This is a genomic window from Bacillus sp. FSL K6-2861, from assembly GCF_038630725.1.
GTDB classification, from domain to species: Bacteria; Bacillota; Bacilli; order Bacillales; family Bacillaceae; genus Bacillus; species Bacillus velezensis.
Genome location: NZ_CP152037.1, coordinates 622501 through 648561, shown reverse-complemented (window position 1 = coordinate 648561; position 26061 = coordinate 622501). Strand labels below are relative to the sequence as shown.

General features: G+C 46.0%; 25 protein-coding genes, 2 tRNA genes and 2 rRNA genes (1 of these 29 only partly in view). 6 read left to right on the top strand and 23 right to left on the bottom strand.

Going from position 1 to position 26061, the window contains the following annotated elements:
* Positions 1-136 precede the first annotated feature (136 nt).
* Positions 137-2047, top strand: a complete 1911-nt coding sequence (locus NYE62_RS03235) for an acyltransferase family protein (RefSeq protein WP_039252506.1) — start codon at positions 137-139, stop codon at positions 2045-2047.
* A 41-nt stretch (positions 2048-2088) separates the two neighbouring features.
* Here the strand turns inward: NYE62_RS03235 and NYE62_RS03230 are convergent, their stop codons facing one another.
* The 8 genes from NYE62_RS03230 to gutB form a co-directional block, all read right to left on the bottom strand.
* Positions 2089-3093 carry an SPFH domain-containing protein gene (locus NYE62_RS03230; RefSeq protein ID WP_342497231.1) on the bottom strand — a complete coding sequence of 335 codons (1005 nt, stop codon included), beginning with the start codon at positions 3091-3093 and terminating at the stop codon, positions 2089-2091.
* A gap of 26 nt (positions 3094-3119) precedes the next feature.
* Positions 3120-3881: a TPM domain-containing protein gene (locus tag NYE62_RS03225; RefSeq protein WP_342497230.1), complete on the bottom strand. Its 762-nt coding sequence runs from the start codon at positions 3879-3881 to the stop codon at positions 3120-3122.
* The gene (locus tag NYE62_RS03220; protein WP_047935395.1) at positions 3881-4906 is read right to left on the bottom strand and encodes a TFIIB-type zinc ribbon-containing protein; all 1026 of its coding nucleotides are present in this window, start codon (positions 4904-4906) and stop codon (positions 3881-3883) included. Before NYE62_RS03220 ends, NYE62_RS03225 begins: the two co-directional genes overlap by 1 nt.
* 50 nt (positions 4907-4956) lie before the next feature.
* Positions 4957-5643: a PspA/IM30 family protein gene (locus tag NYE62_RS03215; RefSeq protein ID WP_138091797.1), complete on the bottom strand. Its 687-nt coding sequence runs from the start codon at positions 5641-5643 to the stop codon at positions 4957-4959.
* 114 nt (positions 5644-5757) lie between these two features.
* Positions 5758-6075, bottom strand: a complete 318-nt coding sequence (locus NYE62_RS03210) for a YjdJ family protein (protein ID WP_342497229.1) — start codon at positions 6073-6075, stop codon at positions 5758-5760.
* A gap of 232 nt (positions 6076-6307) precedes the next feature.
* On the bottom strand, positions 6308-7270 hold the full coding sequence (locus NYE62_RS03205) for a carbohydrate kinase (protein WP_342497228.1): 963 nt from the start codon (positions 7268-7270) through the stop codon (positions 6308-6310).
* A gap of 101 nt (positions 7271-7371) precedes the next feature.
* Positions 7372-8748 carry an MFS transporter gene (locus tag NYE62_RS03200; RefSeq protein WP_031378835.1) on the bottom strand — a complete coding sequence of 459 codons (1377 nt, stop codon included), beginning with the start codon at positions 8746-8748 and terminating at the stop codon, positions 7372-7374.
* Positions 8749-8821: 73 nt separating this feature from the next.
* Positions 8822-9883, bottom strand: a complete 1062-nt coding sequence (gene gutB / locus NYE62_RS03195) for a sorbitol dehydrogenase (RefSeq protein ID WP_342497227.1) — start codon at positions 9881-9883, stop codon at positions 8822-8824.
* 200 nt (positions 9884-10083) lie between these two features.
* Here gutB and NYE62_RS03190 point away from each other — a divergent pair, with 200 nt between their 5' ends.
* Both NYE62_RS03190 and NYE62_RS03185 read left to right on the top strand, forming a co-directional pair.
* The gene (locus tag NYE62_RS03190) at positions 10084-12585 is read left to right on the top strand and encodes an NB-ARC domain-containing protein (RefSeq protein WP_342497226.1); all 2502 of its coding nucleotides are present in this window, start codon (positions 10084-10086) and stop codon (positions 12583-12585) included.
* A 1014-nt stretch (positions 12586-13599) separates the two neighbouring features.
* The gene (locus tag NYE62_RS03185) at positions 13600-13947 is read left to right on the top strand and encodes a DUF4064 domain-containing protein (protein ID WP_014417068.1); all 348 of its coding nucleotides are present in this window, start codon (positions 13600-13602) and stop codon (positions 13945-13947) included.
* 217 nt (positions 13948-14164) lie between these two features.
* Here NYE62_RS03185 and groL read toward each other — a convergent pair whose 3' ends face one another.
* Both groL and groES read right to left on the bottom strand, forming a co-directional pair.
* Positions 14165-15799: a chaperonin GroEL gene (gene groL / locus NYE62_RS03180; protein WP_003155941.1), complete on the bottom strand. Its 1635-nt coding sequence runs from the start codon at positions 15797-15799 to the stop codon at positions 14165-14167.
* A 41-nt stretch (positions 15800-15840) separates the two neighbouring features.
* Positions 15841-16125, bottom strand: coding sequence for a co-chaperone GroES (groES, locus tag NYE62_RS03175; RefSeq protein ID WP_003155970.1), 285 nt, complete (start codon positions 16123-16125; stop codon positions 15841-15843).
* 236 nt (positions 16126-16361) lie between these two features.
* Between groES and NYE62_RS03170 the strand changes: the two genes are divergently transcribed.
* Together NYE62_RS03170 and NYE62_RS03165 are read left to right on the top strand one after the other, a co-directional pair.
* On the top strand, positions 16362-17096 hold the full coding sequence (locus NYE62_RS03170) for a type II CAAX endopeptidase family protein (RefSeq protein WP_060674399.1): 735 nt from the start codon (positions 16362-16364) through the stop codon (positions 17094-17096).
* Entirely contained in the window at positions 17093-17284 is a 192-nt protein-coding gene (locus tag NYE62_RS03165; protein WP_003155975.1) for a YdiK family protein, read from the top strand. Before NYE62_RS03170 ends, NYE62_RS03165 begins: the two co-directional genes overlap by 4 nt.
* 38 nt (positions 17285-17322) lie before the next feature.
* On the opposite strand, the gene tatC is transcribed toward NYE62_RS03165, so the two are convergent.
* The 4 genes from tatC to moaC are packed head-to-tail and all read right to left on the bottom strand — an operon-like array spanning position 17323 to position 19433.
* Positions 17323-18081, bottom strand: a complete 759-nt coding sequence (tatC, locus tag NYE62_RS03160) for a twin-arginine translocase subunit TatC (protein WP_094032596.1) — start codon at positions 18079-18081, stop codon at positions 17323-17325.
* Positions 18082-18087: 6 nt separating this feature from the next.
* The gene (locus tag NYE62_RS03155) at positions 18088-18258 is read right to left on the bottom strand and encodes a twin-arginine translocase TatA/TatE family subunit (RefSeq protein ID WP_003155981.1); all 171 of its coding nucleotides are present in this window, start codon (positions 18256-18258) and stop codon (positions 18088-18090) included.
* 18 nt (positions 18259-18276) lie between these two features.
* Positions 18277-18924, bottom strand: coding sequence for a redox-sensing transcriptional repressor Rex (locus tag NYE62_RS03150; RefSeq protein WP_003155984.1), 648 nt, complete (start codon positions 18922-18924; stop codon positions 18277-18279).
* Positions 18921-19433 carry a cyclic pyranopterin monophosphate synthase MoaC gene (moaC, locus tag NYE62_RS03145; protein WP_003155986.1) on the bottom strand — a complete coding sequence of 171 codons (513 nt, stop codon included), beginning with the start codon at positions 19431-19433 and terminating at the stop codon, positions 18921-18923. Before moaC ends, NYE62_RS03150 begins: the two co-directional genes overlap by 4 nt.
* 139 nt (positions 19434-19572) lie before the next feature.
* On the opposite strand from moaC, the gene NYE62_RS03140 reads away from it, so the two are divergent.
* On the top strand, positions 19573-21501 hold the full coding sequence (locus tag NYE62_RS03140; RefSeq protein ID WP_342497225.1) for an ABC-F family ATP-binding cassette domain-containing protein: 1929 nt from the start codon (positions 19573-19575) through the stop codon (positions 21499-21501).
* 223 nt (positions 21502-21724) lie between these two features.
* Here NYE62_RS03140 and tsaD read toward each other — a convergent pair whose 3' ends face one another.
* From tsaD to NYE62_RS03095, 9 genes are all read right to left on the bottom strand, one after another.
* On the bottom strand, positions 21725-22765 hold the full coding sequence (gene tsaD, locus NYE62_RS03135; RefSeq protein ID WP_007408855.1) for a tRNA (adenosine(37)-N6)-threonylcarbamoyltransferase complex transferase subunit TsaD: 1041 nt from the start codon (positions 22763-22765) through the stop codon (positions 21725-21727).
* On the bottom strand, positions 22758-23213 hold the full coding sequence (rimI, locus tag NYE62_RS03130) for a ribosomal protein S18-alanine N-acetyltransferase (protein ID WP_209387945.1): 456 nt from the start codon (positions 23211-23213) through the stop codon (positions 22758-22760). The genes tsaD and rimI overlap by 8 nt, the downstream gene beginning before the upstream one ends.
* A 10-nt stretch (positions 23214-23223) precedes the next feature.
* On the bottom strand, positions 23224-23913 hold the full coding sequence (gene tsaB / locus NYE62_RS03125; RefSeq protein WP_007408854.1) for a tRNA (adenosine(37)-N6)-threonylcarbamoyltransferase complex dimerization subunit type 1 TsaB: 690 nt from the start codon (positions 23911-23913) through the stop codon (positions 23224-23226).
* Entirely contained in the window at positions 23894-24370 is a 477-nt protein-coding gene (gene tsaE, locus NYE62_RS03120) for a tRNA (adenosine(37)-N6)-threonylcarbamoyltransferase complex ATPase subunit type 1 TsaE (RefSeq protein WP_325085229.1), read from the bottom strand. The genes tsaB and tsaE overlap by 20 nt, the downstream gene beginning before the upstream one ends.
* A 15-nt stretch (positions 24371-24385) precedes the next feature.
* Complete coding sequence (gene thiL / locus NYE62_RS03115; protein ID WP_342497224.1) at positions 24386-25363, bottom strand: thiamine-phosphate kinase; 978 nt, start codon at positions 25361-25363, stop codon at positions 24386-24388.
* A 182-nt stretch (positions 25364-25545) separates the two neighbouring features.
* Positions 25546-25622: transfer RNA gene (locus tag NYE62_RS03110), tRNA-Asp, on the bottom strand.
* A gap of 10 nt (positions 25623-25632) precedes the next feature.
* A tRNA-Met gene (locus NYE62_RS03105) sits at positions 25633-25709 on the bottom strand.
* A 19-nt stretch (positions 25710-25728) separates the two neighbouring features.
* A 5S ribosomal RNA gene (gene rrf / locus NYE62_RS03100) occupies positions 25729-25844 on the bottom strand.
* Between the two features lie 50 nt (positions 25845-25894).
* Positions 25895-26061 (bottom strand): 23S ribosomal RNA (locus tag NYE62_RS03095) (it continues 2763 nt past the right edge of the window).

Here is a 26061-nt window from a genome sequence, read left to right as displayed (position 1 = left end):
TTCATTCATTTTTTCTGAAACAAAATCCCCTTCCGAATGCGTCTAATTAACGGAACAAATGGAAGACTGTACAGAAATCTGCCATAGCCATCCGCAAAACAGCGAGAATTTCCGCACACATTATTGGAGGAATACCATGTCAGACAAGTCACTGCATCACCGCTATATTCCCGGACTGGATGGACTTCGCGCCTTTGCCGTCCTCGCAGTTATCGCATATCATCTGAATTTTAACTGGGCCGACGGCGGTTTCATTGGTGTTGATATCTTTTTTGTTTTATCGGGTTATTTAATTACATCTATTATATTGCCTGCCCAAGGCAATGCCATCACCCTTGATTTGCGTGATTTTTGGGTGCGCCGGATCAGGCGGCTTCTGCCGGCGGCTTATCTCATGATTATCACGACGGTCATTTGGGTCGTATTGTTTAACAGCGAGCTCCTGCATACCGTACGCGGGGATGCGGTCTCCTCACTTTTTTACATAAGCAATTGGTGGTTTATCTTTCATCAGCTTTCTTATTTCGACAGCTTCGGCTCCCCTTCGCCATTAAAAAACCTTTGGTCGCTGGCGATTGAAGAACAGTTTTATATCATATGGCCCTTCCTGCTGCTTGCGGGAATGTACATATGTAAAACACGGGCCCGGCTTGCGGCCGCGGTCATGTTCCTCGCGTTATGTTCGGCAGTCGTAATGAGTATGATGTATGTGCCCGGCGGAGATCCGAGCCGCGTTTATTACGGGACGGATACCCGCTCATTTGAATTGCTGATCGGCTGCGCTTTAGCTTTAGTGTGGCCGATGAAACGATTATCTTCCAAACGGCTGCCGAGCAGCATGAAACACCTGCTTCACGGGACGGAGCTTGCGGCTTTTGCCGCGCTGCTGCTTTGCGTCTTTTACACGGATGAATATGAACCCTTCTTGTACAAGGGCGGCATGCTTTTGATCAGTATCACCGCAGCGGTTCTTGTCGCATGTTTATGCCATCCGAGCAGCTTTTTGGGACATGTTCTTTCATGGAAGCCGCTTCGCTGGATCGGAACGAGATCATACGGAATCTATCTTTGGCATTACCCGGTTATCGTACTGAGCACACCCGTGCAGGAAATCGGAAATCCGGTTTATTGGCACTGCGCCGTCAGAATCGGCGCCACTTTCATTCTTGCCGAGCTATCTTACCATTTCATTGAACAGCCGATCCGCACTGCGGGCTTCCGGCCATTTTTACGCCGCGTGTTTCTGAACCGCTTTTTGGAATGGAAGACGTCCTCTGTCATCAGCAGAATGTCGCTCGGCCTCATTCTTGCCGCCATTCTCGTATTTGCGGGCGGGCTGTCAGGAATAGCCGAAGAGAAAAAACAGCCGCAATGGACGTACGCGCAAAATGATCAGCAAGAAACGGCCGATCACGATCAGCCTGCAAAAGAAGATGACAGCAAGAAAAAACACAGCGGCGAAAAAACAGACACCGCGTCAGACACAAACAAGAAAGAACCAACAGACAAATCAAATACAAAGAAAAACGAAGAGAAAAAGGAACGGTCATCTCAAAAAACGGCTGATCCAAAACAAACACAGCCTCAGCAAGACGTGCTGGCTATCGGTGACTCGGTGATGCTGGACATTGCGTCATACCTGCGGCAGTCCCTCCCTCATGTCACCATCGACGGAAAGGTAGGAAGACAAGTCTCTCAAGCACTCCAGCTTACTTCGGAATATGCGTCATTTAATCAGCCGAACAAAGCGGTCATCATCGAGTTAGGGACGAACGGCTATTTCACAAACAGCCAAATTGAATCACTGATCAGCTCCTTTTCAAAAGCCGATATCTATCTTGTCAACACACGTGTGCCGCGGCAGTGGGAAAGCAAAGTAAACGAGTCATTGCGCCGGCAGGCCGAGTCACGGAAAAATGTGACGCTTGTCGATTGGCACGCAAAAGCATTGCAGCACCCTGAATACTTCACACCGGACGGCGTCCATCTCATACCTGAGGGATCAAAAGCGCTGACATCCCTCATCGTTCAAACAATGAAATCATGACAAAAAAAGAGGCCCAAAAAAGGCCTCTTTTTCGTATATCGTCACGCAAGCTTCTGTCCGCAATTCGGGCAAAAATTCGCGCCTTCCGTTTTCGTTCCGCAGTTCGGACAGAATTTCGGCTTAGCCGCTCCTTCCGAGCCGTTCGCCGGTGCCGTCCCCTGATTCTGCTGACTTTGATTTTGCTGCGGCTGGTTCTGCTGATTTTGGTTCATTTGGTTCATCATTTGATTTGCCGCATTCATTCCCATCATCATGCCTGCCATGTCTGAGGCGGCGCCGCTTCCGCTCATTTGGCCGGATGACATTCCGTCCGTCATGGAAATCTGCTGATAGCGGTTCACATCGCCCACCATGCCGTAAGAAGCGTTTTTCGTAATCATATCCTGAACTTCCTGCGGATAGTTAAAGCTCATAATATTGAAGCCCGTAATCGACATGCCGTCTCCGATCAGCTGCATATCAAGATCTTCTTGAATCCCTTTTCCGATTTCAAAGGAATTCGACTGCAGATTGAACATGTCTTTTCCTTCTCTGGTGATCCATTTCATCAAAAGCTGATCGAGAATAGACGTAATCCGGATTTTAATGTCCTCCACTAAATAGCTGTCTTTGACACCCGCAATCTTATCAATCAATCCGATGTAGTCAATGACCTTGAAGTTAAATGTGCCGTTTGCGCGGATCGGCATACCGCCCGGCATACCTGCCGCCGGAATGTTGATAGCGTTTTTTGTGCCCCACTTCACGGTGAACTCCTTCGTATTCACAAACAGCACTTCAGCCCGCATGCCGCTGTTAAAGCCAAACTTAAACCCTTTTAGTGTAGATAGAAACGGAATGATTTCTGATTCGATATCATAATCGCCGTCATCACGGAAAATCCCTTCAATCTTCCCGTTGTATAAAAAGATGGCATCCTGTCCCGGCCGGATGATCAGACGGCTGCCTTTTTTAATTTCACGGTTGTTCCATTTATAGAAAACCATGTCATCTCTGAATTCTTCCCATTCCACCACATTTGCTAACTGATTTCTGAAAAAACCCATGTATGCTCAAATCCTTTACATATAATTTAAAAACTTCCCTTGCTTCCGCTGTAACTCGTGCCGCCCCTCGTGACTCCGCCGTCATTGTCATTATCTTTATCAGGCTTTTTTTCCCTTGTAACGTCGGTTCGGATATATGTGTCGTGCTGGCTCAGCACTTCAGACGTATCGTGGTCCATATACGTGCTGCCGGTGACGGTGACCTTGCCGCCGGAATTGTACACCATCACGGTGACGGCGATGCCGGCCGCGGCTGCGGCAAGAATGAGCTGAAACCACCATGTGAGCAGCAGATTGTCAGACTTGTCGTCCGGGCTTTTCCCCATATCTTTATAAGCCATCTTGATGTAGGTCTGAAACGCCTTTTCATAATGGCCTGCGGAAATATCTGACGAGATCGTATTTCTGATCGTATTCAGCCGGCTGCTGTTCAAATACGTCTCCGCCTTTTTATATCCGGAGAGAAATACTTCCCGATCCTTCATATCAATAGTCAATATCGCCGTGCTTTCGCTAAAATGACTGTCATAAAAATCACCGGCGTACTGCTCGATGTCCTTACCGCCCGTTCCGTTTGCGGTAAGAATGATAAAATCGGTATGGCGCTTTGCCCCGAGCTTCCCGGCCAATTCCTCAAGTTTCTTCGTTTCATCCTTCGTTAATAAATGAGCATTGTCATAAACATATTGCTTCTGTTCCGCGGCAGACGCCGATGTATGTAAACCAAAAGACAGCATCAGAAAAAGGACGAAGCAGAAGAGACACGCTTTTTTTATCGATACTTTCATCAAAAACCGCCTCCTATCATAAGTGAGACGAGTCTTAATGCTAAAAACGCACCGGCGGTTATGCCGCCGAACCACGCGGCCACTTTTCCGGCACTGATCGGCGGTTTGCCGACAACCTTGCCCGTCTGCCCGTTCATCGCAAAAATGTGCTCAGCCCGCTCATAGTCGTAGCTGACCATCCAGACCGGAAGCAGTACGTAAAAGCTGCTGATTTTATCGGTCTGAATCTGCTCATCCGTAATGTCAGCCGTCGTATATCCGGAGAAGGTGGATCTGATATAAGAATCAATATAATGGCTGATTTTATCCTTCGCCCGCGGAAAGAGATCGTCATCGGTATAATTGTACTTTTCCGCAATATATCCCGCTAAATAGGCCGTATTAAACTCCTTCAGCTCACTGTATGAGTAAGGCTCCAATTTGTCCATTAATTCATCATTCATTTTTTCTGAAGCGTCGACCGGAATTTTGAGATAATCAAGATTGATATCGCGGTACGCGTTGTAATACTCGGTCTCCGTCACCCGGTATTCTCCATCTTCATAGTGATGCACTCTCGTACAAACGGCATTGACCTGAACCTTGCTGTTTAAATCAAACATCCAAAACGGCACGTACATGCCCGTTATGCTCTTCACCCGATCGGCAGACATAAATCCTTTCGGTGTCAGCCGGCCGTTTCGGCACCACTTTTTAAAAGCGCTCATGGCTTCTTCCTTGCTGATCGTAAAAGGGATCACCATCGAAGGCGCGAGATTTCCCGATAATCGGTCGGCGAGAACGGCGGCTCCTCCGCAAAACCCGCACGTCGTGGCCGTCGTTTCCGCCTCAGTCATTAATACCGCGCCGCAATTTTCACAGCGGTACTCGTTCGCCTCATTTTCGGAAAATCTCGTCGTTATATACTCCTTTGGCAGGCTTTCAATCTGATCCTGCCGCCCGCAGCTGTGACATGTCAGCATGCCGGATGAACTGTCAAAGACCATATCATCGCCGCAGTTCGGGCATTTATAAGAAATGATCATTCTGTTTCTCTCACTTTCTCTTTATATCGGACAAAGCTGCAGCCCGCTGTCTATTGATCTTTACTGAAAAGCATTTTCTGCTTAAGCGCCGCCAATTCATCATCGACACTGCTTTGATTGCTGTCATATTTAGCCGTCAGCTCGTCAATATCGTCTTTCGGAGACGCGTTCAGCTCAGCCATCGCATTGGCATGATCAAGCGCTTGGTTGACCTTGTCTTCCATTCTGCCGAAAGCTGTCATCGATTGGCCCGCATTTGACACAGAGGACCCCAATTTGTTCATTCTCTCCTGCGTTTTTGCCACAGACCACTTCGCTTTGATGGCATTTCGGCGCGACTCAAGCTCTCCGATATCAGCGACAAGCTTGTCATGCATTTTGCGCATTTGAGACGCGTTGGAAGAAGCGAGCTGATAAGCCGTCTGCAGCTCAGTCAGTCTTGATTCAACAGCCGCTTTCCTTTCCAAAAATGTCCGCGCATCGGCTTCATTGCCGGCCTGCAACGCTTTCATCGCATAACTTTCCATCTTTTCGGCATCAGCCTGGCATTCTGTTAACGCTCTTTTCGCCCGCTGTTCCTCAGCCATGACAGAAGCCGTCTCCGCTTTCACTTTTCCTAAATCACTGTTCAGATTCCGCAAATATTGATCAACCATTTTTTCAGGGTTTTCAGCTTTATCCAGCAGCGCATTGATATTGCTTGACATGATGTCTTTAAATCTTCCTAAAATACTCATTTTTCATTTTCCTCCCAAAATTAAATAGTAACAAGTTCATAGTTATCTATACTGTTTTTTTCGAAAAAAGTTTCATTTTCTCATGAATTTATGTATTTTTATATGAAAATAGTCTCATCCAGCCCATTTGTGCCGGCGGAAATTCTTTATGACCAGATACAGTGAGAACAAAAAATAAACAAACAGCCCGATCATCAACCCGCTTATTAACGGATAATGTTTCGCAGCATACACAAAGAAATCAAGCTGCGAAATCTGTTCAGGACTTGTAATCGTATCCGTCCCATTCAAAAGCTTTGAAAATTTCGCCGTATCATTCCAATCAAACGAATCAGAAACAAGCTCACTCCCCTGATACCAATTCACAGCGGCGAGACAGAGAAAACAAAAAACAGAAAACGCGCATTGCACAATAAGAAAAACATGTTTCATGAAAAACATTCCTCCGCGGTTCAATATCATGGGCCGTCACACTATACATGACGGCAGCAGCAGAAACTTGGTTTTACTCAGAACTGATAAAAACGTGATTGTATGTACTTCACATCGGTTCAATTTACTGGATGCTTTTCTAAAGTATACCGTATATCGAAAAGGGTTTCAGACCTAAATAAAGAGGATGCTTCCCGAAGTCCGATGACTTTCAAGAAGCATCCTCGATATTTTACAGAGTCACTCCAACCTCTTTTAAGCTCGGCAAAGCATCAATCGCACCGATTTTAGTGCACACGAGCGCCCCCACCTTATTGGCAAATGAGACAATATCACGCAGCTTCGCAGAATCTTCGGCTGCCGTCTGAATCTCATCCGTGCGCGCCAGCTGATACAGCGCCGCGCCGACAAACGCATCTCCCGCTCCCGTTGAGTCTATTGATGTCACCGGAATGCTCGGAATGATGTCAATATCCTTCCCATTTGAAAGAAGGGTACCGCTTTTCCCGAGTGTCACCGCAACAATGCCGGCCCCGAGCTCATGAAGAACCGCAACACCTTCTTTATGATCCTTCGCACCGCTGATGATCTCAAGCTCTTCGTCACTGACTTTCACAAAATCACTTACGGCAACGGCTTTTTTTGCGGTGTTTATAAACTCTGAAACTCTTCCTTTCCATAAATCCTCACGGTAGTTAGGATCGAAGGAAATAAACTGTCCATTGTCTTTCGCAATCGACATCAGCCGTAAATAGGCTGAGCAAAACGGATCAGATAACAATGCCGTCGCTGATCCGAAATGAAGGATTTTCGCATCGTTTACCTTTTCCAGATCAATATCATCCAGCGTTAACAAAGCGTCCGCTCCTCTGTTAAACACAAAGTCGCGCTCCCCATTTTGTTTTAATGAAACAAACGCAAGCGTTGTAGGCGCTTTCTCATCCATGACGAGCATAGAGGTATCGACATGTGCGGCGTCCAATGTCTGCTTCAGAAAATACCCGAACGGATCTTTGCCTGTTTTTCCGCTGAAAGCCGCGTCTCCGCCCAGCTTAGCAATCGCTGCCGACACATTCGCCGGTGCGCCGCCGGCACTTTTTAAGAAATTGCGCCCTTCCGTCAAATCAACATCCACATCGGTACAAAAGAAATCAATTAACAACTCTCCAATACAAATAACAGATTGGCTTCCCACATTATCACACTCATTTGTCAATTCTCGATTATAGTTTCAGTATAGTGCTTTCTGTCATAAATACAACCGTTTACATAGAATATTTTAAATTTTACGTATACTTATCTGGCAGCCCTTTGCTCCAGATCAGACATCATCTGCTGATATTTTTTTTCAGTTAAAGGATAAAAAGAAATAAGAATAATAGACAGCAGAATGAACAATCCCGGGATGAGCGCATTCATATTTTTAATCGCATTCAATGACGAGGCCGTCTGATCGGTATTCGCGGCATATCCGGCGATTCCGAGATAAACGGCCGAAAATGACCCGGCTAACGCAACTCCGAGCTTATTGATGAAACTCATGCTCGAAATCACCACGCCATCAGCCCGGACTCCGGTTTTCCATTCCGCATAATCGACACAATCGGCAACCATTCCCCAAGCAAGCGTATTTAAAGGCGTCGTAAAAAATCCCGAAACGAAAAGCCAAAAGAAAATAAGCGGCAGCGAAGAATACGATGTAAACTGAAGGCCCGCATAAGAAATCAGCGATAGCGCCGCCGTGATGATCATAACCTGCTTCCGGCCCCGCTTCTCAGAAAAGAAAGGAATAAACAGATTGCTGATCAGCGCCGCGCCGAAAAACAACACGGTTCCTAAAAACACAAATTCCTTATGGCTGACGTTATACGTAAAATAGTACACCATCGTGCTGAGCTTAATGTTAAACCCAATCGCAAACGCCAAAAATGCAGAAACCAAAATGAGCAAAGGCTTGTTTCGGAACAAAACAGACAACGTCTTTTTCATTCCTTGTTTTTTTCTTTTTTCAGGCTGAATCCGCTCCCGTACAGTAAAGAAACTAAATAGATTCAAAACGATGCTGACAGCCGCATAGATGAGCGCCGTCATCTGAAATCCAAACGCCTGATCTTTCCCGCCGATGGCGTCCGCAAGCGGTGTCGCACAGGAAATCGATAACAGGATTCCGATATAAACCAAAATCATCCGGGTCGTCGTCAGAACCGTCCGTTCCTCCACGGAATTCGTCATCCGCCCCGTTAAGCTGTTGACCGGAATCGTCTGCATGCTGAAGGACATCCCAAGCAGAATATAAGTGATGTACGCATAAACCATATTCCCCGTCTCGCCGAAATGAGGGGTCGTGAAGCATAAGAACGTAAATAGCGCAAAAGGAAACGCCACCCACAAAAGATACGGCCTTGCCTTTCCCCATCTTGTATTCGTCTTGTCTAAAATCACGCCCATAATCGGGTCAAAAACAGCGTCCAGCACCCTTACGATAAGAAACAAAGCTGCGATGACCGCAGGCTTAATGCCGCCGACGTCTGTATAGTAGAATAATAAGTATGCGTTTACAAACTGAAAGATAATATTGTACGACATATCGCCGAATCCGTAGCCGATCCGTTCCATCCAGGACAGGCCGCGATATTTCGTCTTTACTGCCGCTGCTTTTTCTGTTTCAATCATCATTTCCCACCCCAAGAATCCGTTTTCATTTTTGATAAGCAAGAGGGAGAATGCAAAGATCCTCCCCGTTCACTCAGCGATTTGGATACACCATCACTTTTAAGCATTCATTTTTGTATTGAAAGGCCCGTTCCATCGCCTCTTGCGTCTGCTCCAACGGATATTGGTCCGTTACAAGATGCTTCGTGTCCACTATGCCGGAAGCGAGAAATTCAATTCCCTTCGGATACGTATTCGCATAACGGAAGATTCCGTATATATCAATCTCGTTATCTGCAATAAACGGCACATTGAGCGGAATCTCGTTCTGAGAAGGCAAACCGACAATCGCCAGTTTTCCGCCCCGGCGCACGGAAGCCAGTGCGGATTGCAATGCCGCCGGATTCCCCGCTGTTTCCCAGGCAGCATCAACGCCTCTGCCATTCGTGATCGTTTTGATTTCTTCACCGGCATCCTGTTCCCGGACATTGATGACATGCGTTGCGCCCATTTTTTTCGCGGCATCTAGCCGCAGCGGCTCCAAGTCGGTCACAATGATTGTGCCTGCCCCGTATGCTTTCGCTGCCGCAACGGCCATCAGCCCCACAGGACCCATTCCCATGATCGCAACTGTTGAACCGGGCTGAAGCTTCGTTCTCGCGGCCGCATGAATGCCGACAGAAAACGGTTCAATCAAAGCCGCATCTTCATAGGATAGTGAATCCGGAATCGAGAAAACAAAGTCCTGGCGCATTTTGATATATTGGACAAACGCGCCGTCAACCGGCGGTGTCGCCAAAAACTGTACATCCGGGCAAAGGTTATAACGCCCCTCCTTACACGCCTCACAGCGTCCGCATGTGACACCGGGTTCGACGGCGACACGGTCTCCCACCTTGAATTGATCGACAGACGATCCGACGGCGGCAATTTCTCCCGCACATTCATGACCGAGGATAAATGGTTTTTCCACTACATAATTGCCTATTCTGCCATTTGTATAGTAATGCAGATCAGATCCGCAAATTCCGACAGCCATCACCTTAATCAACACTTCATCATGATTGATTTCAGGCACGGGCAATGTTTCGATTTTGATTTCTCTCGTGTTGTGCATAACCGCCGCTTTCATGTTTTGAGGCACTGTGTGAGTCATTTGGCAAAATCCTTTCTCTGCTTTGAAATGTAAGTGCATACATTTTTGTTTTCTCTGTTACTGCCCCTATTTTATCTGCTTTTCCATACATTCAGCAGCCTTTCCTGCTGTATAAAAGGACAGCCGCACTGTACTTTTTATTTTTTCATATACAAAAAACACTGAATTGATAAAATAGTACTAATAGGAGGTGCAGGCTAATGGCTGAACTTGAAAACCGGACACATTTTGCAGAACTGCTGGCACCTGCCGTCAAATCGCTGAAACTTCATCCTGATTATAAAGTCAGAAGGAAAAAGAACGAAAAAGCAGGACAGTCTTATATAGATCAAATCGCACTCCGATTAGGCGTTTCCTCTAACACGATCAAAAGCTGGATCGGACAGATGGGCGCAAACTACATTCCCGGACGAATTGACGACGGAAAGCTGTTCGGCATGATCTGGATCATTATAGAAAAGACTGATATGGATTCTGAATGGCTGACCGATCTTCTGGAAACCACCACCATTCCCGTCATCAAACCCGCATTGCCCGTTTGGACGGCGTCTTGTCTAAAAAAAGCAAAAATACTCCGGAAAGACGGATCATTCGGAGCGCCGAGTGATGACGATGTTGAAAAAGCAGTAAAGCGGCTGTTTCATGACAGACCAAGCCACGAAACGAATGCGCTTACAAGAAACTCCGTCACGCATAACTTACCGTCACGCCGGACGGGAAACTTTATCGGCCGCGACTTTGATATAGAGGCGATCCGGCAATGGATGCTGTCTCCGTCACCGGTCTGTTTACTCACCGGCTGGGCCGGCATGGGAAAAACAACAATCGCTCTTGAAGCAGCCTACCTTTGTGCCGGCGGTTCACCAGATTGGCCGGCATTCAACAGCATCATCTGGATCAGCGCGGACTGGAAAGGATTGAGCTTCAGCGATTTTTTAAACACAATCGCCTATCAGCTCGGACGCACAGAACAAATCGACAAATCCATCAACGAAAAACGGTTCATCGTCCGCAATGCATTAGCCGCTCATTCAAACGAAAAACCGGTATTGCTGATCGTTGACAGCATTGATACAGCGGAACGTGACATTCACGAATTTATCATCGGCCTTCCGCAAGGCGTAAAGGTCCTCCTTACGGCACGGGAAAACGTAAAACAGACTTACCGGGACGGCTTCGGGGAACTGGCGGCCATCCAGCTGAGCGGCCTTGAACAAACGGATGCCCTTGATTTTTTTCATCAAGAAGTGAACCGCTGTCTGCAAACATGCAACCTCCCGCAAAAACGGGAAAAGCTGGAGCAGCTGTTGGAGCTATCGCCTGACCTTAAAAATGAATTCATCTCGGCAGCCGCCGGCAACCCGAAGGCCATGGCACTGAGCATTGCATACATGTCAGACGACGACATCCCCGCTCCCCAGCTCATTCAAGAACTTAAACAAGCGGGCTACTCATTATTGGAATTGTTTGAGGTTCTCTTTGGCCGCACATGGGGCAGATGTCATGAAGACACACGAAAACTATGGCAGACGCTTTGCTTTTTCGCTAAGCCCCCTGATGAGAAAAGCTTGGCTCAAGCGGCCGGATTAGACGTCCGGCGGTGTCATTACGCGATTGAGCAAATGAGGTCATATGCTTTAATACAGCCGGAACGAAGCGAAGGAAGTATTAAATATGCAGCCCATCAAACCGTTGTCGCTTACGGAGAACAGCACTTATCCGAAAATCACGAATTTGCAAAAGAAGCCCGCAGCCGCTGGGCGCATTATTATATTGATTATGCGGAAACCCATATAAAGCGGGAACAGCCCAATTCCGTCTATTGGAGCTACTTGCTGGGACGGAATTTAGAGCAAATGAAAAAGGAATGGCCGAACATCCTAAAGGTCATCGAATGGTCGGGCGAAACCGGACAACATGACATTCTGATTAAACTCATCATCCGCACCAGCCATTTTCTAAGCAGAATCAACCTGCCTCTGCGAATCGAATACGGATTAAAAGCCGCCGATGCCGCCCGTCAATCAGGCGAACACACGCGGGAAGCTTACTTTCGGATCGACACGGCAGGGTGGGCGCTGATGGAAGTCAACGATTCAGACGGAGCTCTCAGGCAAATAGAAGCCGGCCTGAAAATACTCGAACAATCAGGCGCACCGGATCACGACGACTTGAAAGTATGGGGAACCGCCCTGCAATCGAGGCTGCTGTTAAAAATCGGAGAACCGGACAAAGCGGCAGCAATGCTGGACGGAATCAAAGATCAGCCCGTCTCCCCCATTATCCGCCACAGAGTTCTTCTGGTTCGCGGCGACCTGAGTTTCGCCCGCTCTCACTACGAAGAAGCCATCATATTATACGAAGCGGCAAACAAAACCAGCGCCGCATACGGCGGCGAAAAAACGATAGAAGCCTATTTCAACCTCGGCATGGCTTACGTGAAGTGTGATCAGCTCGAAAAAGCGGAAAAAGCCTTTGAACAAATGCTCTATGACAAACACAACGCCAATCAAGTTGAGTTGATCTATTACTATTACGGAATGGCACAGCTGTTGTATCGTAAAGGAGAAAATAAGAAAGCGATGGAATCGAATCAGAAGGCGATGCGTTTGATTGATTCGTGGGAGCCTGGGATTGGGATTCGGGGTGAGGTGGAGCAGCTGAGAATGGTGCTTGAAGGAAATGATGAAGTCACATTGTAGTTAGGAAAGTGTGAGTTCCGTCTTAGATAACTCCCTCACACCTTATTTATAAATAAGGCCTTATCAGTTTACTCAACTGATAAGGTCTTTTTTGCTAGAATGCATGAGCAATTTAGATGGAAATCAAATATCCAACCCTTGATATAACAAGGGTTTTTGCTGTTTATTGGCATTATTCCTCCTAACATCATGAAAAATTAGTTTTTAATAAATATTTTTGAATCAATGTTTAGCAGTGATGGGATAACAAATCCGTCAAAATGATAAAACCAGTACTAGGGCTACACTAAAACTTAATAGGATGTCAAACTGTATGTGGTCTTTAATGTTTAAAGCTAGCAGTAAGTTGAATGATTTCCAACTTTGATATTTCAAGTGATATTTTATAGCTTAATTTCTTCCGCTAAGAATTTTTTAGAAAAAGTGGTAATATCCCCTTGAAATTTAATTGATTATAGCCGATTATATATAGGTATTATATTATATAAACTGGGGGTTTTAGGTGAAAAAGCAACTCTTTTTATTCATGTCTTTAGTACTATCCTTAGTTTTTAGCGGCTTGTAGTAGCTCGACAAATGATGTCTCACAGGGATAGTGATTCAAAAAATAAAAAAGCTTGAGAGACTAAGATGACTGTTCTAAAAAAGTCGATACAAGCAAACAATATGCTGAAGCACTGGGCATGAGTTAAGCTGGGCGATATAAAGATCATGAGAGACAAGGTAAACGTCGGAATATACATCAAAAATACAACTGACAAAAACCTGACCTTTTATCCTGACCAAGGAAATGCCGTTATTGGCAATTAGCTGCAAACATGTTCTTAACTGATGGAGAAGTCCAAGGCGGAATAAAACAAAAAGGCGTATTTGAATTCTCTATTCAGATGAAAAAAATGATGTTGATAAAGTCAAAAGAAATTAAATTGAACCTTGGATATGTTGTCACATAGACTTCATGAAAAATAAAGCTGTATCAATTACAGTACCAGTTAAGTAAGGGAGAGTTTAATAATGAAAAGAACAACTGAATTTGTTTTAGGATTATTGGGTGGAATTTTTGGTTTTATTGGAGCGATCATGGCATTGATTATTGGTGGACTTGATGCCTCTTTTAATTCAAGCGGTACAAGCGAAATCATTGGTTTAGGCTGGGGAGCTGTTGTCTTATCAATTTTGGGTATTGTCGCTTCGGTAGTAGTTAAGAAGAAACCTAAAGTCGGAGGAGTATTGCTTCTTATCTCAGGAATTGGCGGAGTAATTTGTATATCAATGTTCTATTTACTGCCTGCTGTTCTTCTTATTATTCCAGGTATCATGGGACTTGTCAGAAAAGATAAAACGACAACAACAGCAGCTTAAAGAAAGGCCCTTAACAGGGCCTTTCTTTTTTAGCCAATAAAAAACAAAAGTTCCCGATATATTAAATTTGAATTATGAAAGAGGATGCCTCACACAAAGTCCCAGCAGACTTTTGGAAGCATCCTCAATGAATGTTATCTTTTTGCTATTTTTTCGGCTGATTGGGGTGATGAAAAACGGTCAAACCCTTGTTATATCAAGGGTTTTCGCCGTTTAATTACATCATGCCACCCATACCGCCCATGCCGCCCATGTCAGGCATTCCTGCGCCGCCGGCATTTTCTTCCGGTTTGTCAGCGACAACCGCTTCAGTTGTTAAGAGCATTGCTGCTACAGAAGCTGCGTTTTGCAGGGCTGAACGTGTGACTTTTGTCGGGTCAACGATTCCTTTTTCGATCATGTTTACCCATTCGCCAGTTGCAGCGTTGAAACCTACGCCGATTTTTTCGTTTTTCAGGCGCTCAACGATGACAGATCCTTCAAGACCTGCATTGTGTGCGATTTGACGGATCGGCTCTTCAAGCGCGCGAAGCACGATGTTGATACCTGTTTGCGCATCGCCTTCAGCTTCCACTGCAGCGACTTTGTTGTATACGTTGACTAGCGCTGTACCGCCGCCGGATACGATGCCTTCTTCAACAGCTGCGCGAGTTGAGTTGAGTGCGTCTTCGATGCGAAGTTTGCGCTCTTTCAGCTCAGTTTCAGTCGCAGCGCCGACTTTGATGACAGCTACGCCGCCGGCAAGTTTCGCAAGACGCTCTTGTAATTTTTCTCTGTCGAATTCAGAAGTTGTTTCTTCCACTTGAGCGCGGATTTGGTTGACGCGTGCAGCGATTTTTTCAGTGTCGCCGGCGCCTTCTACGATTGTTGTGTTTTCTTTCGTTACCACAACTTTAGAAGCGCGTCCCAATTGTCCGATTTCAGTAGATTTCAGGTCAAGGCCTAAGTCTTCTGTGATTACTTCTCCGCCTGTAAGAACAGAGATGTCTTCAAGCATTGCTTTACGGCGGTCACCGAAGCCAGGAGCTTTAACGGCAACAGCGTTGAATGTGCCGCGAAGTTTGTTGACAACGAGTGTAGCAAGAGCTTCACCTTCAACATCTTCAGCGATCAGAAGCAATGGTTTGCCTTGCTGTACAACTTGCTCAAGCACAGGAAGGATTTCTTGAATGTTTGTGATTTTTTTGTCTGTGATTAAGATGTAAGGATTGTCAAGAACCGCTTCCATCTTATCAGAGTCAGTCACCATGTAAGGAGACGCATATCCGCGGTCGAATTGCATACCTTCAACAACTTCAAGCTCAGTTGTGAATCCTTTAGACTCTTCGATTGTGATGACGCCGTCGTTTCCTACGCGCTCCATTGCTTCAGCGATAAGGCTTCCGACTTCCTCATCAGCAGCAGAGATCGCAGCAACCTGAGCGATAGACTCTTTGCCTTCGATCGGCTTAGAAATTTCTTTTAAGTTTTCGATTGCTACAGTCACGGCTTGTTCCATACCTTTACGCACACCGACAGGGTTAGCTCCCGCAGTTACGTTTTTCAAGCCTTCGCGGATCATAGCCTGCGCAAGTACAGTCGCAGTCGTCGTACCGTCACCGGCAACGTCGTTTGTTTTGCTGGCTACTTCAGCTACAAGCTTCGCACCCATGTTTTCAAACGCATCTTCAAGTTCAATTTCTTTTGCGATTGTCACACCGTCATTTGTAATTAACGGAGAACCGAATTTTTTCTCCAGAACCACGTTGCGTCCTTTTGGCCCTAAAGTTACTTTTACAGCGTCAGCAAGCGCATCGACACCGCGAAGCATAGCGCGGCGTGCTTCTTCACTAAACTTAATATCTTTTGCCATGTTAACGAAACCTCCTCGAATTTTTAAAAATATTTATTTGCTTAGCCGATTACAGCTAAAATGTCGCTTTCACGTAAGATTAAGTATTCAGTACCTTCGTATTTCACTTCAGTACCGGCGTATTTTGAGAAGATAATGCGGTCGCCCTCTTTTACTTCTAAAGCAACGCGCTCTCCGCTTTCCAACACGCGACCTGAACCGGCTGCCACGATTTTGCCTTCTTGCGGCTTTTCTTTTGCAGAATCCGGTAATACGATTCCGCTGGCAGTTTTTTCTTCAGATTCTACGAGTTCAATGACAACGCGATCACCTAATGGCTTTAACAATGTAATAACCTCCTCAATAGTATGAATATGTAATTTTAGCACTCAGCTCTAAAGAGTGCTAACACAGTTATTATAATAAAGAATCTCACTTCCAATTTCAAGTCATAAGAATAAAAAATTTTCACGCTTACATGATTCTCTCTCACACTGATTTTCTCCTTTTTTCACGTCAAGTTCACTTGTGTTACAATAAGAACAAATAAGTTGATTTTATAGGATAAAGGAGTACATATCATTTGAGAAAACAGTATTGGTATATCATTTTGACATATGTTATCATGCAGCTTTCCGCATTGATCGGCATTCCTTTAATGTACAAATTCGGCTATGCGGGCGGACACCCTACGAATGCGAACCTCACCATGGCTCAGGGGATTTATTCCGTCGTAAGCTTTTTTATCTGCCTGATTATCGTTCTCTTGATTTTGAGAACCGCGCCGAAGCAGACATTAAGAAACGGGAAGAAAGCATCCGCCGGCATGTCCATTCTCTGGGCGGTCGCGGGAATATGGCTCGCTTTATTTTCTCAGGGAATCGCCGGGATGATTGAGCAGTATGTCTTTCATGTGGGCAGCGGTTCCGAAAACACGAAAGCCATTCTTAACATTATTAAAGCCATGCCGCTCATGATTATCGTTTCTTCTATCGTCGGGCCGATTCTTGAAGAAATCATTTTCCGGAAGATCATTTTCGGTGTATTATATGAAAAAACGAATTTCTTTATCGCCGGACTGATCAGTTCCGTCATTTTCGGCATTGTGCATCAAGACCTCACGCACCTGCTGCTGTATACGGCCATGGGCTTTACCTTTGCGTTCTTGTATGTGCAGACGAAACGGATTATTGTGCCGATATTCGCCCATGTCATGATGAATACCATTGTCGTGGTCATGCAGCTCGGCCCCGCCCAAAAATATATTGAACAGCATAGTGAGCAAATGCAATTAATTATTGGAGGATTGTTTGTATGAGGAACCCAATGACTTGGGGCTTGATTTATTTCGCAGTCGGCTGTATCTTTACGTATTTGGCCGCAAGCTCTCCGGGAAGCATGTGGTCTTTTTATTCCATACTGCTGATGGTTTTCGCCGCTTATAATATCAGCATCTCGTTTAAAATGTTCGCTTTCTCATTTAAAGTGAAGAAAAATCAAAAATAAAAGAAAAGCCATTTCTCATCATTGAGAAATGGCTTTTTTTATGCTGATACGTCCTGATCGGATTCACTGCTGGTCTGCCTTTTCCGATACGCCGCTTTTGAGATAAGAATGCTGATCTCATATAAAATGCAAAGCGGAATGGTAATCATCAAGTGAGACAGCAGCTCAGGCGGCGCAATCATCGCGGCGATCACAAGCAGCACAAAATACGCGTACTTCCTGATCTTCGATAAAAACATCGGCGTGATAACACCGAGTCTCGTTAAAAACATGATCAGCACCGGCATCTGAAACAGCAGTCCGAACGGAATCGTCAGCTGCAGCAGAAAATGAAAGTACTCGGTGATCCCGATCACCTGGTTGACATCGAGGTCATTCGAGACCCGCTTCATAAAATCAACGACCAGCGGAAATAAAATATAATAAGAAAACGACACACCGCCGACAAACAGCACGATCGAAATCGGAATATAGCTGAGTGTTACTTTGCGCTCCTTCTCATACAGGCCCGGGCTGACAAACGCCCAAATCTGATAGAGAATAATCGGCGAAGTCAAAATGATGCCGATGATAAACGCGAACTGCAAAAAGATAAACAGCGGATCCGTCAGGTTAAAAGCATTAAGGGTGAGCTCTTTTACTTCATCGGCTTTTTGAAGATACACAATGATAGGTTTTGCCAGAAAAAAGCCGGCAATAAAGAAAACCGTAAAGGATAACGCCACAATCAGCAATCGTTTCCGAAGTTCGGCAATATGCTCCACAAGCGTCATTTGATTCACTCTCATACGCGTCATCCTATCTTACTGTTCTTCTTTCTTTTTTTCCTCTTCTTCACCGGCTAATCCCTTAGTAGCGTTCTTAAATTCACGAAGCGTGTCCCCCGCCGCTTTTCCTAATTCGGGAAGCTTCTTCGGACCGAAAATAATCACCGCCACCACACCGATAACCGCCAGGCTTCCAGGACCGATCATGTGCAGCTCCTCCTTTCGCTATTCAATTTCTTCCAAAACAGAATAATGCTTTAAGAAATAAACCAATGATTGAAGCTCTACAGCTAAATCTATATGATGAATTCGAATGTGATCCGGCACATTCAAACGGGCCGGCGTAAAGTTAAGGATTCCCTTGATTCCGAGCGACACGAGCCGGTCGGTGATTGACTGGGCGGCAACCGCCGGAACGGTAAGAATCGCCACGGGTTCATCCTTAATGTGAAGCTCTAAATCATTAAGATCAAAGACAGGCACACCGCCTACCTCAGTTCCTATTTTACTCTGATTCACATCAAAAGCCATAGATATTTTTGTGTTATTATTTTTTGTGAAATTATAGTGAAGAAACGCCGTCCCTAAATTCCCGACACCGATCAAAATGACGTTCGTCGTTTCATCCTGATCCAGTGTTTTTCTGAAAAATGACAGCAGGTAATCCACATTATAGCCGTATCCTTTTTTGCCGAGCGCCCCGAAATAGGAAAAATCCCGGCGGATCGTGGCCGAATCGACTTTTACCGCGTCGCTCAGTTCAGCTGATGAAACGCGCTGTTTTCCTGACGCGTGTAAATTCTTTAAAAAGCGATAATAAAGCGGCAGCCGTTTTGCCGTCGCCTGTGGAATTTTTGATTGATCCTTGTTCATGATTGGTCCTCCACTTTATACTCAGATGCATCTCTTTTAAAATCACCGTTTTTGCCTCCTGTTTTTTCCATGAGGCAGGTCGGGCCGATGACCATTCCTTTATCCAGCGCCTTGCACATGTCATAAACGGTCAAAGCGCAGACTGAAGCGGAAGTTAGCGCTTCCATTTCCACACCTGTACTCCCTTTCGTTTTTACGCTTGCCTGTATATGAAGAACGGCTTCGGAATCCTTTTCCTCCCAGCCGAATGAAATGTCGACGCTGCTTAAAGAAAGCGGGTGGCACATCGGGATAATCGCTGACGTCTGCTTTGCGGCCATAATTCCTGCCACCTGTGCGACAGCCAGCACGTCTCCTTTTCCGATCTCGCGGTTTTTGATTCTACTGTACACGTCATGCTTCATGTGTACGCTGGATATCGCAGCGGCAGTACGGACTGTTGAAGATTTATCGCTTATATCCACCATGCGGGCACGGCCTTCTTCATTAAAATGAGAAAATCCATTCATATTTAAACTCTCCTTACTTCTGATCATACACTATTTTCTCCCTGATGTCTTATCCTATAATGTTCCAATTCTGATGTATTGTTTGCTGACAGCAGGTTGATAAGCTACACTTAACTTATTATAACAGAGGTGAAATAATATGATGATCTTACAAATTAATCAGCTATCCAAATCTTTTGGCGCTGATCCTATTTTAAACAATATAAAGCTTGAAGTCAGATCTCGGGATCGCATCGCCATAGTAGGCAGAAACGGAGCCGGCAAATCAACTCTCCTTAAAATTATCGCAGGTCACCTTTCATATGAAAAGGGTGAATTAATCAAACCGAAAGAATTAACGATGGGATATCTTGCCCAACACACAGGCTTGGAATCCCAGCTTACCATAAAAGAAGAACTGCTGAGCGTTTTTGATTTCCTGAAAGCAATGGAAAAAGAAATGCGCTCTATTGAAGAAAAGATGGCCACGGCCGCCCCCGCGGAGCTTGAGACGCTGATGAAAACCTATGACAGGCTTCAGCAGGATTTCAAGGATAAAGGCGGCTATCAATATGAAGCGGATGTCCGATCTATCCTTCACGGCCTCGGCTTCGGAAAATTTGACGATTCCGTGAAAGTGCAAAGCCTGAGCGGCGGCCAGAAAACAAGACTTGCGCTCGGAAAACTGCTGCTGACCCAGCCTGATCTGCTTATTCTGGATGAACCGACGAACCATCTCGACATCGATACGCTTACATGGCTTGAGCATTATTTACAGGGATATTCAGGCGCCATTCTGATCGTCTCCCACGACAGATACTTTCTTGATAAAGTCGTCAGCCAAGTGTACGAAGTCTCACGGACAGAAAGTAAAAAATATCTCGGCAACTACAGCGCCTATTTAGAACAAAAAGCTGAGCAGTACGAGAAAGACCTGAAGCTGTATGAAAAACAGCAGGACGAAATCGCCAAGCTTCAAGATTTTGTCGACCGCAATCTGGCCAGAGCTTCTACAACGAAAAGAGCCCAAAGCAGACGAAAACAGCTTGAACGGATGGACGTCATGGCAAAGCCGCTCGGGGATGAAAAATCAGCCGCCTTCCGTTTTGACATTACAAAACAGAGCGGAAACGACGTCCTGCGCGTACAGGATGTTTCCATCAGCTATGACGGCCAGCCTCCGCTCTTGAAAAACCTGACCTTCGGCATTACAAGAGGTAAAAGCGCCGCCCTCGTCGGACCGAACGGAATCGGCAAATCAACCTTGCTGAAAACCATTATGAATACAATCAGTCCGGAATCCGGATCGATCACGTACGGTTCCAATGTCACAATCGGCTATTACGATCAGGAGCAGGCTGAACTGACCTCGTCCAAACGCGTGCTGGACGAGCTGTGGGATGAATATCCGGACATGCCGGAAAAAGAGATCAGGACATGCCTCGGCAACTTCCTGTTCAGCGGAGACGATGTCCTGAAACCTGTCCGTTCTCTAAGCGGCGGTGAGAAAGCAAGAGTCGCGCTTGCCAAGCTGATGCTGCAAAAAGCAAACTTTCTCATCCTTGATGAACCGACAAACCACCTTGATCTGGACAGTAAAGAAGTGCTGGAAAACGCCCTGATCGACTATCCGGGAACCCTGTTATTTGTATCGCATGACCGCTACTTTATTAACAGGATCGCCACAAGGGTGCTGGAGCTGTCTCCGGATCATGCAGAAGAATATTTGGGTGACTATGACTATTACACCGAGAAAAAAGCCCAGCAGCTGGAACTGGAAGAAATGAAGCGGCAGGAAAAGGAGCAGGCTCAGCCTGCCGGCAAGGTCAAACAGGATACGAAAAGAACTTACGAGGAAGAAAAAGAATGGAAGAAGAAAGAACGGCAGCGCCTGAGACGCATTGAAGAAATTGAAGCAGCCGTCTCATCCGCCGAAGAGAAAATCAGCGCCAATGAGGAGCTGCTGTGCGATCCTGACGTGTATCAGGATCATGAAAAGGTACAGACCATTCACGCGGAGAATGAAGCTCTGAATCAAGAGCTCGAAAACTTATTAGCAGAATGGGAGGAACTCTCCTCAGAAGAATAGAAAAAGTCAAGCACCTCTTTAAGGGGTGCTTTTTTATCCACAGCTATCCTCCTTGTCAGCCATGTAAGTAAGCGTGTTATACACACTATCCACAAAATTTTCTGACTTTATCCACTTTACTAACAACTTATAGCCTCTTATCCAGCCTGGATTTCTGGATATATTCACAATCCTGTGGATATGTTAGAATTATCTGTTAATAAGTAAAAAAAAGCCTCACGTTTTACAACGTGAGACGATCAAAGGATGTTAATTCCAAGCCGGGCTGTCCGTTCATATCATATGAGCCCCGAATCCCCTTTTCAAAAGCAACGGTTCCGGCAGCCGCAATCATCGCTGCATTGTCCGTGCATAAAGAAAGCGGCGGGATGATAAGCTCGGGATCTCCCGAATGACTGAATTCCTGCTGCAGTGCGGCTCTCAGCCCTTTGTTAGCGGCTACGCCCCCTGCCAGCAGCACTTGTTTAACCCCGTATTCTTTCGCGGCCTTAGAGGTTTTTGCCGTCAGTACATCAATGACACTCTGCTGAAAGCTTGCGGCAAGATCCTCCGGAGGAATCACCTCATTTTTTTGCGAGGCGTTATGAAGCGTGTTAATCACGGCTGACTTCAGGCCGCTGAAGCTGAAATTGTAAGACCCTTCTTCCAGCCACGCACGCGGAAGCGGAATGGAATCCGTTCCCACAGCAGCCAGCTTATCAATCTGCGGCCCTCCCGGATAAGGAAGCCCCATCGTTCTTGCCACTTTATCGTAAGCTTCGCCTGCGGCATCATCCAGCGTTTCACCGATAACCTCGAATGAACCGTGCTCTTTCATATAAACCAATTCCGTATGTCCGCCTGACACAACCAAAGCAAGCGCCGGGAATTGAAGCTCTCCTATCAGCCTGTTTGCATAAATATGACCCGCAATGTGATGGACACCGACTAGCGGTATTTGATGGGCAAAGCTTAACGCCTTTGCCGCATTGACTCCGATTAACAGGGCTCCGACAAGTCCGGGTCCTTCCGTTACGGCAATCGCATCAAGATCATCAAAGCCCATCTCCGCTTTTGAAAGAGCTTCCTCAATCACAAGGGTAATCTGCTCCACATGATGTCTGGACGCTATTTCAGGCACGACCCCGCCGAAACGTTTATGGCTTTCAATTTGAGAAGCGACAACGTTTGAAATAATTTCATTCCCGTTTTTTACGACTGAGGCCGCTGTTTCATCACAGCTTGTTTCGATTCCTAGTACATAAATATCTTGTTTTTCACTCATGTAATGTCACCCACATTAATAACGCATCTTCCCCGTTATCTGTATAGTATTGTTTTCTGATTCCACCGGCCTGAAGACCGAGTTTTTTATATAAGGATTGGGCGGGATGATTTGAGACCCTGACTTCGAGAGAGAGCCTTCTTGCCTTTTTTTCTCTGCACAATTCTATCGCAGAGCGAAACAGCGCTTCTCCCAATGATTGGCCCCGATATTCCGGCTTAATGGCTATGTTCGTAATCTGCGCGTCATCTATAATAATCCAGATTCCGCAATACCCCGCCAGACAGCCGTCCTTTTCAATGACAAGGTAGTGGGCATACGGATTTTCCAAAAGCTCATGATAAAATGAATCCTTCGTCCACGGAGAAGTAAAGGATGCTGTTTCAATTTCATAAATTTGATCAATATCTTCCGGACGCATGCTTCGAATCGCCGTTTTCGTTTTCATCCCTATCACCCTATTTTTGAGATTCCATCCATTTCGCTTCAGCCTCTGCCAGACGCAAATAATCCGGAACAAGGCTGTGGACATCCGCTTCCTCTTTTTCCAAGCCTAAAAACGCCAGCTCTGACGGCCGCGGATTATGCTGTGCAGCCGTTCCAATCACTGCTTGAGATGTCAATTCATGCAGAATGGTTTCTTCATGAATGGCTGTATCGTGCCCTAAAAATAAAACCGGAGACGCTTTTTCTTTCAGCATGCCGAGCCAATCAGTCAAAAGGACATTCTGATCTGGAAGAACGGATTGTAATCGGCCGTCCTGATATTCATAAAGCCCCGTATATACCTGTCCGCGCCGGGCATCAAATAACGGGCAGATCAGTCCTTGAAAGTGCCGTCCGTTAGCCGCCAGCACCTCCAGACTCGAGACAGCGGAAACCGGAAGCTTCAGCGACCATGCCAATGTTTTTGCCAGCGTCACACCGATTCTGACACCTGTGTACGAACCCGGTCCTTTCGCCACCGCTATTTTCGTAAGGTCCTGCGGTGTTAGGCCGCAATCCTTCAGCAATGAATTGACAGCAGGCATGGCCCGCACGGAATGATTCTTTTTTAAATATGTAATATACTCCGCCATCACCGTTTTGTCACGAACGAGCGCGGCACCCAGTGTGTAATTTGACGTATCAATTGCCAGTATTGTCATGTTTATTTATCTCCTCACAAAGCGTTTCATACCGTGTTCCGCAAGCCGTAAAGGTAATGTCCCTTGCCTCATCACCGGCTCTTGTGATGACGATCTGCAGCCGTTCAGCAGGCAGCTGACCCTGAATTAAATGAGCCCATTCAATTAAACAGACGCCTTGTCCCTCAAAATATTCTTCAAGCCCTAAGTCTTCGCTTTCATCCTCCATACGATACACATCCATATGATATAGAGGAAGCGAACCGTCATGGTATTCTTTTATAATTGTAAAAGTCGGGCTGTTTACCACTCTCGTGATTCCCAGTCCTTCGGCAAAACCCTTTGTAAAAGTCGTTTTTCCCGCGCCTAAGTCGCCTTCCAGTGTCAAAATGTCTCCCGGCTTTGCCAAAGAAGCGGCCAGCTTGGCTACGGCTTTCGTTTCTTCGGGGTTTTTCGTTCTCCATTGTAATGTCTTCAAAGTGAGTCACCCGTCTTATTTAAAATGATTGTATCCTTTTTTCTCAAGGACGATTTGTCTCTGATCATTAGCTGTCAAAAGAACACATGCTTCCTTCCGTTCAGATACCGCTCCTATCTTCGCAATCGGAATGCCCGATTGAGTGCAGTAATCAAGCAGAGAGGTCCACTCTTGCTGAGAAACCGTTCCAACCAATTCAAAATCTTCACCGCCGAATAACACCCATTTCTTCCACTCAGAATCTGCCTCAGGCAAATCCGGATGCACCGGCAGAAGTTGTTCTTTAATTTCTATCGTAACTGAACTTGCCTCAGCTATTTCATGCAGCTCACTGGCCAATCCGTCACTGATATCATTCAGAGCCGCGCGCTGAAGCTGAGAGCAGAAGCGGCCGACCTGAACTCTCGGAACGGGCCGTTTATGTTTTTGGATAAAATAATCAGTCGTATGAAAAGCAGAAGGGAGTGTTTCTCCCAATAAAAGAGACAGTCCTGCTGCGGACGAACCGATATCCCCTGTAACAAACACAACATCTCCGGGTCTTGCCGAGCTTCGCAGACAAGCGCAATCCTTCTCAACTTCTCCGATGACAGTAACGGTAATTACGGCTTGACCGGAAGCGGAGACGGTATCTCCCCCGATCAAATCCATTTGATATAGTTTCGCCAGTTCCGCCATTCCTTCATACATTGCCTGGACGTCAGCTTTCTGCCAGCAAGAAGGAACCGCTAGAGACACCAAATAAAACTTCGGAATGCCTCCCATCGCCGCCACGTCACTAATGTTAACAGCAAGCGCCTTATAACCGATATCATGAGGAGAGGAATACTCTAATTTAAAATGGACATTCTCCACCATTGTATCAAGGCAGACAATTTGCTGCATATGGGGTGATGCTGTATAAACCGCACCATCATCACCGATCCCTACATCGACGGAAGGATGATAATGCGAATGCGGCGTAATACTGTGAATCAAATCAAACTCATCCATATATCTCCCGTCTCCCTTTCTGACGCTCTTGTGAAATACAGCTCTTTCTAGTGTATCGGATTATGTTTCAATATCCAAGACTTTAACGATATAAAAGAAAGCTTGGTTAGATACCAAGCTGCCAGCATTTAAAAGAAAACACAAAAAAAACGAAAACATGATCGTTTCGTTTACAATAAAAATGGCGGTCCGGACGGGACTCGAACCCGCGACCTCCTGCGTGACAGGCAGGCATTCTAACCAACTGAACTACCGGACCATTTATTTTTTGGTTGCGGGGGCAGGATTTGAACCTGCGACCTTCGGGTTATGAGCCCGACGAGCTACCGAACTGCTCCACCCCGCGATGATAAAATTTTAGAAAAGCTTGGCGGCGTCCTACTCTCACAGGGGGAAACCCCCGACTACCATCGGCGCTGAAGAGCTTAACTTCCGTGTTCGGCATGGGAACGGGTGTGACCTCTTCGCTATCGCCACCAAACCATTGAGAGTGTTCTCTCAAAACTAGATAACAGTAAGCATACATTCAAATTGGTTAAGTCCTCGATCGATTAGTATCTGTCAGCTCCATGTGTCGCCACACTTCCACCTCAGACCTATCAACCTGATCATCTTTCAGGGATCTTACTTCCTTGCGGAATGGGAAATCTCATCTTGAGGGGGGCTTCATGCTTAGATGCTTTCAGCACTTATCCCGT

What these genes read in the sequence shown, in the direction of transcription:
- thiL (WP_342497224.1), bottom strand. Translation starts at nt 25,363, where the DNA reads ATGGATGAGTTTGATTTGATTCACAGTATTACGCCGCATTCGCATTAT.
- NYE62_RS03140 (WP_342497225.1), top strand. Translation starts at nt 19,573, where the DNA reads ATGATGATCTTACAAATTAATCAGCTATCCAAATCTTTTGGCGCTGAT.
- NYE62_RS03215 (WP_138091797.1), bottom strand. Translation starts at nt 5,643, where the DNA reads ATGAGTATTTTAGGAAGATTTAAAGACATCATGTCAAGCAATATCAAT.
- NYE62_RS03150 (WP_003155984.1), bottom strand. Translation starts at nt 18,924, where the DNA reads ATGAACAAGGATCAATCAAAAATTCCACAGGCGACGGCAAAACGGCTG.
- NYE62_RS03200 (WP_031378835.1), bottom strand. Translation starts at nt 8,748, where the DNA reads ATGATTGAAACAGAAAAAGCAGCGGCAGTAAAGACGAAATATCGCGGC.
- tsaB (WP_007408854.1), bottom strand. Translation starts at nt 23,913, where the DNA reads ATGACAATACTGGCAATTGATACGTCAAATTACACACTGGGTGCCGCG.
- NYE62_RS03155 (WP_003155981.1), bottom strand. Translation starts at nt 18,258, where the DNA reads ATGATCGGTCCTGGAAGCCTGGCGGTTATCGGTGTGGTGGCGGTGATT.
- NYE62_RS03185 (WP_014417068.1), top strand. Translation starts at nt 13,600, where the DNA reads ATGAAAAGAACAACTGAATTTGTTTTAGGATTATTGGGTGGAATTTTT.
- NYE62_RS03225 (WP_342497230.1), bottom strand. Translation starts at nt 3,881, where the DNA reads ATGAAAGTATCGATAAAAAAAGCGTGTCTCTTCTGCTTCGTCCTTTTT.
- NYE62_RS03235 (WP_039252506.1), top strand. Translation starts at nt 137, where the DNA reads ATGTCAGACAAGTCACTGCATCACCGCTATATTCCCGGACTGGATGGA.
- moaC (WP_003155986.1), bottom strand. Translation starts at nt 19,433, where the DNA reads ATGAATGGATTTTCTCATTTTAATGAAGAAGGCCGTGCCCGCATGGTG.
- gutB (WP_342497227.1), bottom strand. Translation starts at nt 9,883, where the DNA reads ATGACTCACACAGTGCCTCAAAACATGAAAGCGGCGGTTATGCACAAC.
- rimI (WP_209387945.1), bottom strand. Translation starts at nt 23,213, where the DNA reads ATGAAAACGAAAACGGCGATTCGAAGCATGCGTCCGGAAGATATTGAT.
- NYE62_RS03210 (WP_342497229.1), bottom strand. Translation starts at nt 6,075, where the DNA reads ATGAAACATGTTTTTCTTATTGTGCAATGCGCGTTTTCTGTTTTTTGT.
- NYE62_RS03165 (WP_003155975.1), top strand. Translation starts at nt 17,093, where the DNA reads ATGAGGAACCCAATGACTTGGGGCTTGATTTATTTCGCAGTCGGCTGT.
- NYE62_RS03230 (WP_342497231.1), bottom strand. Translation starts at nt 3,093, where the DNA reads ATGGGTTTTTTCAGAAATCAGTTAGCAAATGTGGTGGAATGGGAAGAA.
- tatC (WP_094032596.1), bottom strand. Translation starts at nt 18,081, where the DNA reads ATGACGCGTATGAGAGTGAATCAAATGACGCTTGTGGAGCATATTGCC.
- tsaD (WP_007408855.1), bottom strand. Translation starts at nt 22,765, where the DNA reads ATGAGTGAAAAACAAGATATTTATGTACTAGGAATCGAAACAAGCTGT.
- groL (WP_003155941.1), bottom strand. Translation starts at nt 15,799, where the DNA reads ATGGCAAAAGATATTAAGTTTAGTGAAGAAGCACGCCGCGCTATGCTT.
- NYE62_RS03220 (WP_047935395.1), bottom strand. Translation starts at nt 4,906, where the DNA reads ATGATCATTTCTTATAAATGCCCGAACTGCGGCGATGATATGGTCTTT.
- NYE62_RS03190 (WP_342497226.1), top strand. Translation starts at nt 10,084, where the DNA reads ATGGCTGAACTTGAAAACCGGACACATTTTGCAGAACTGCTGGCACCT.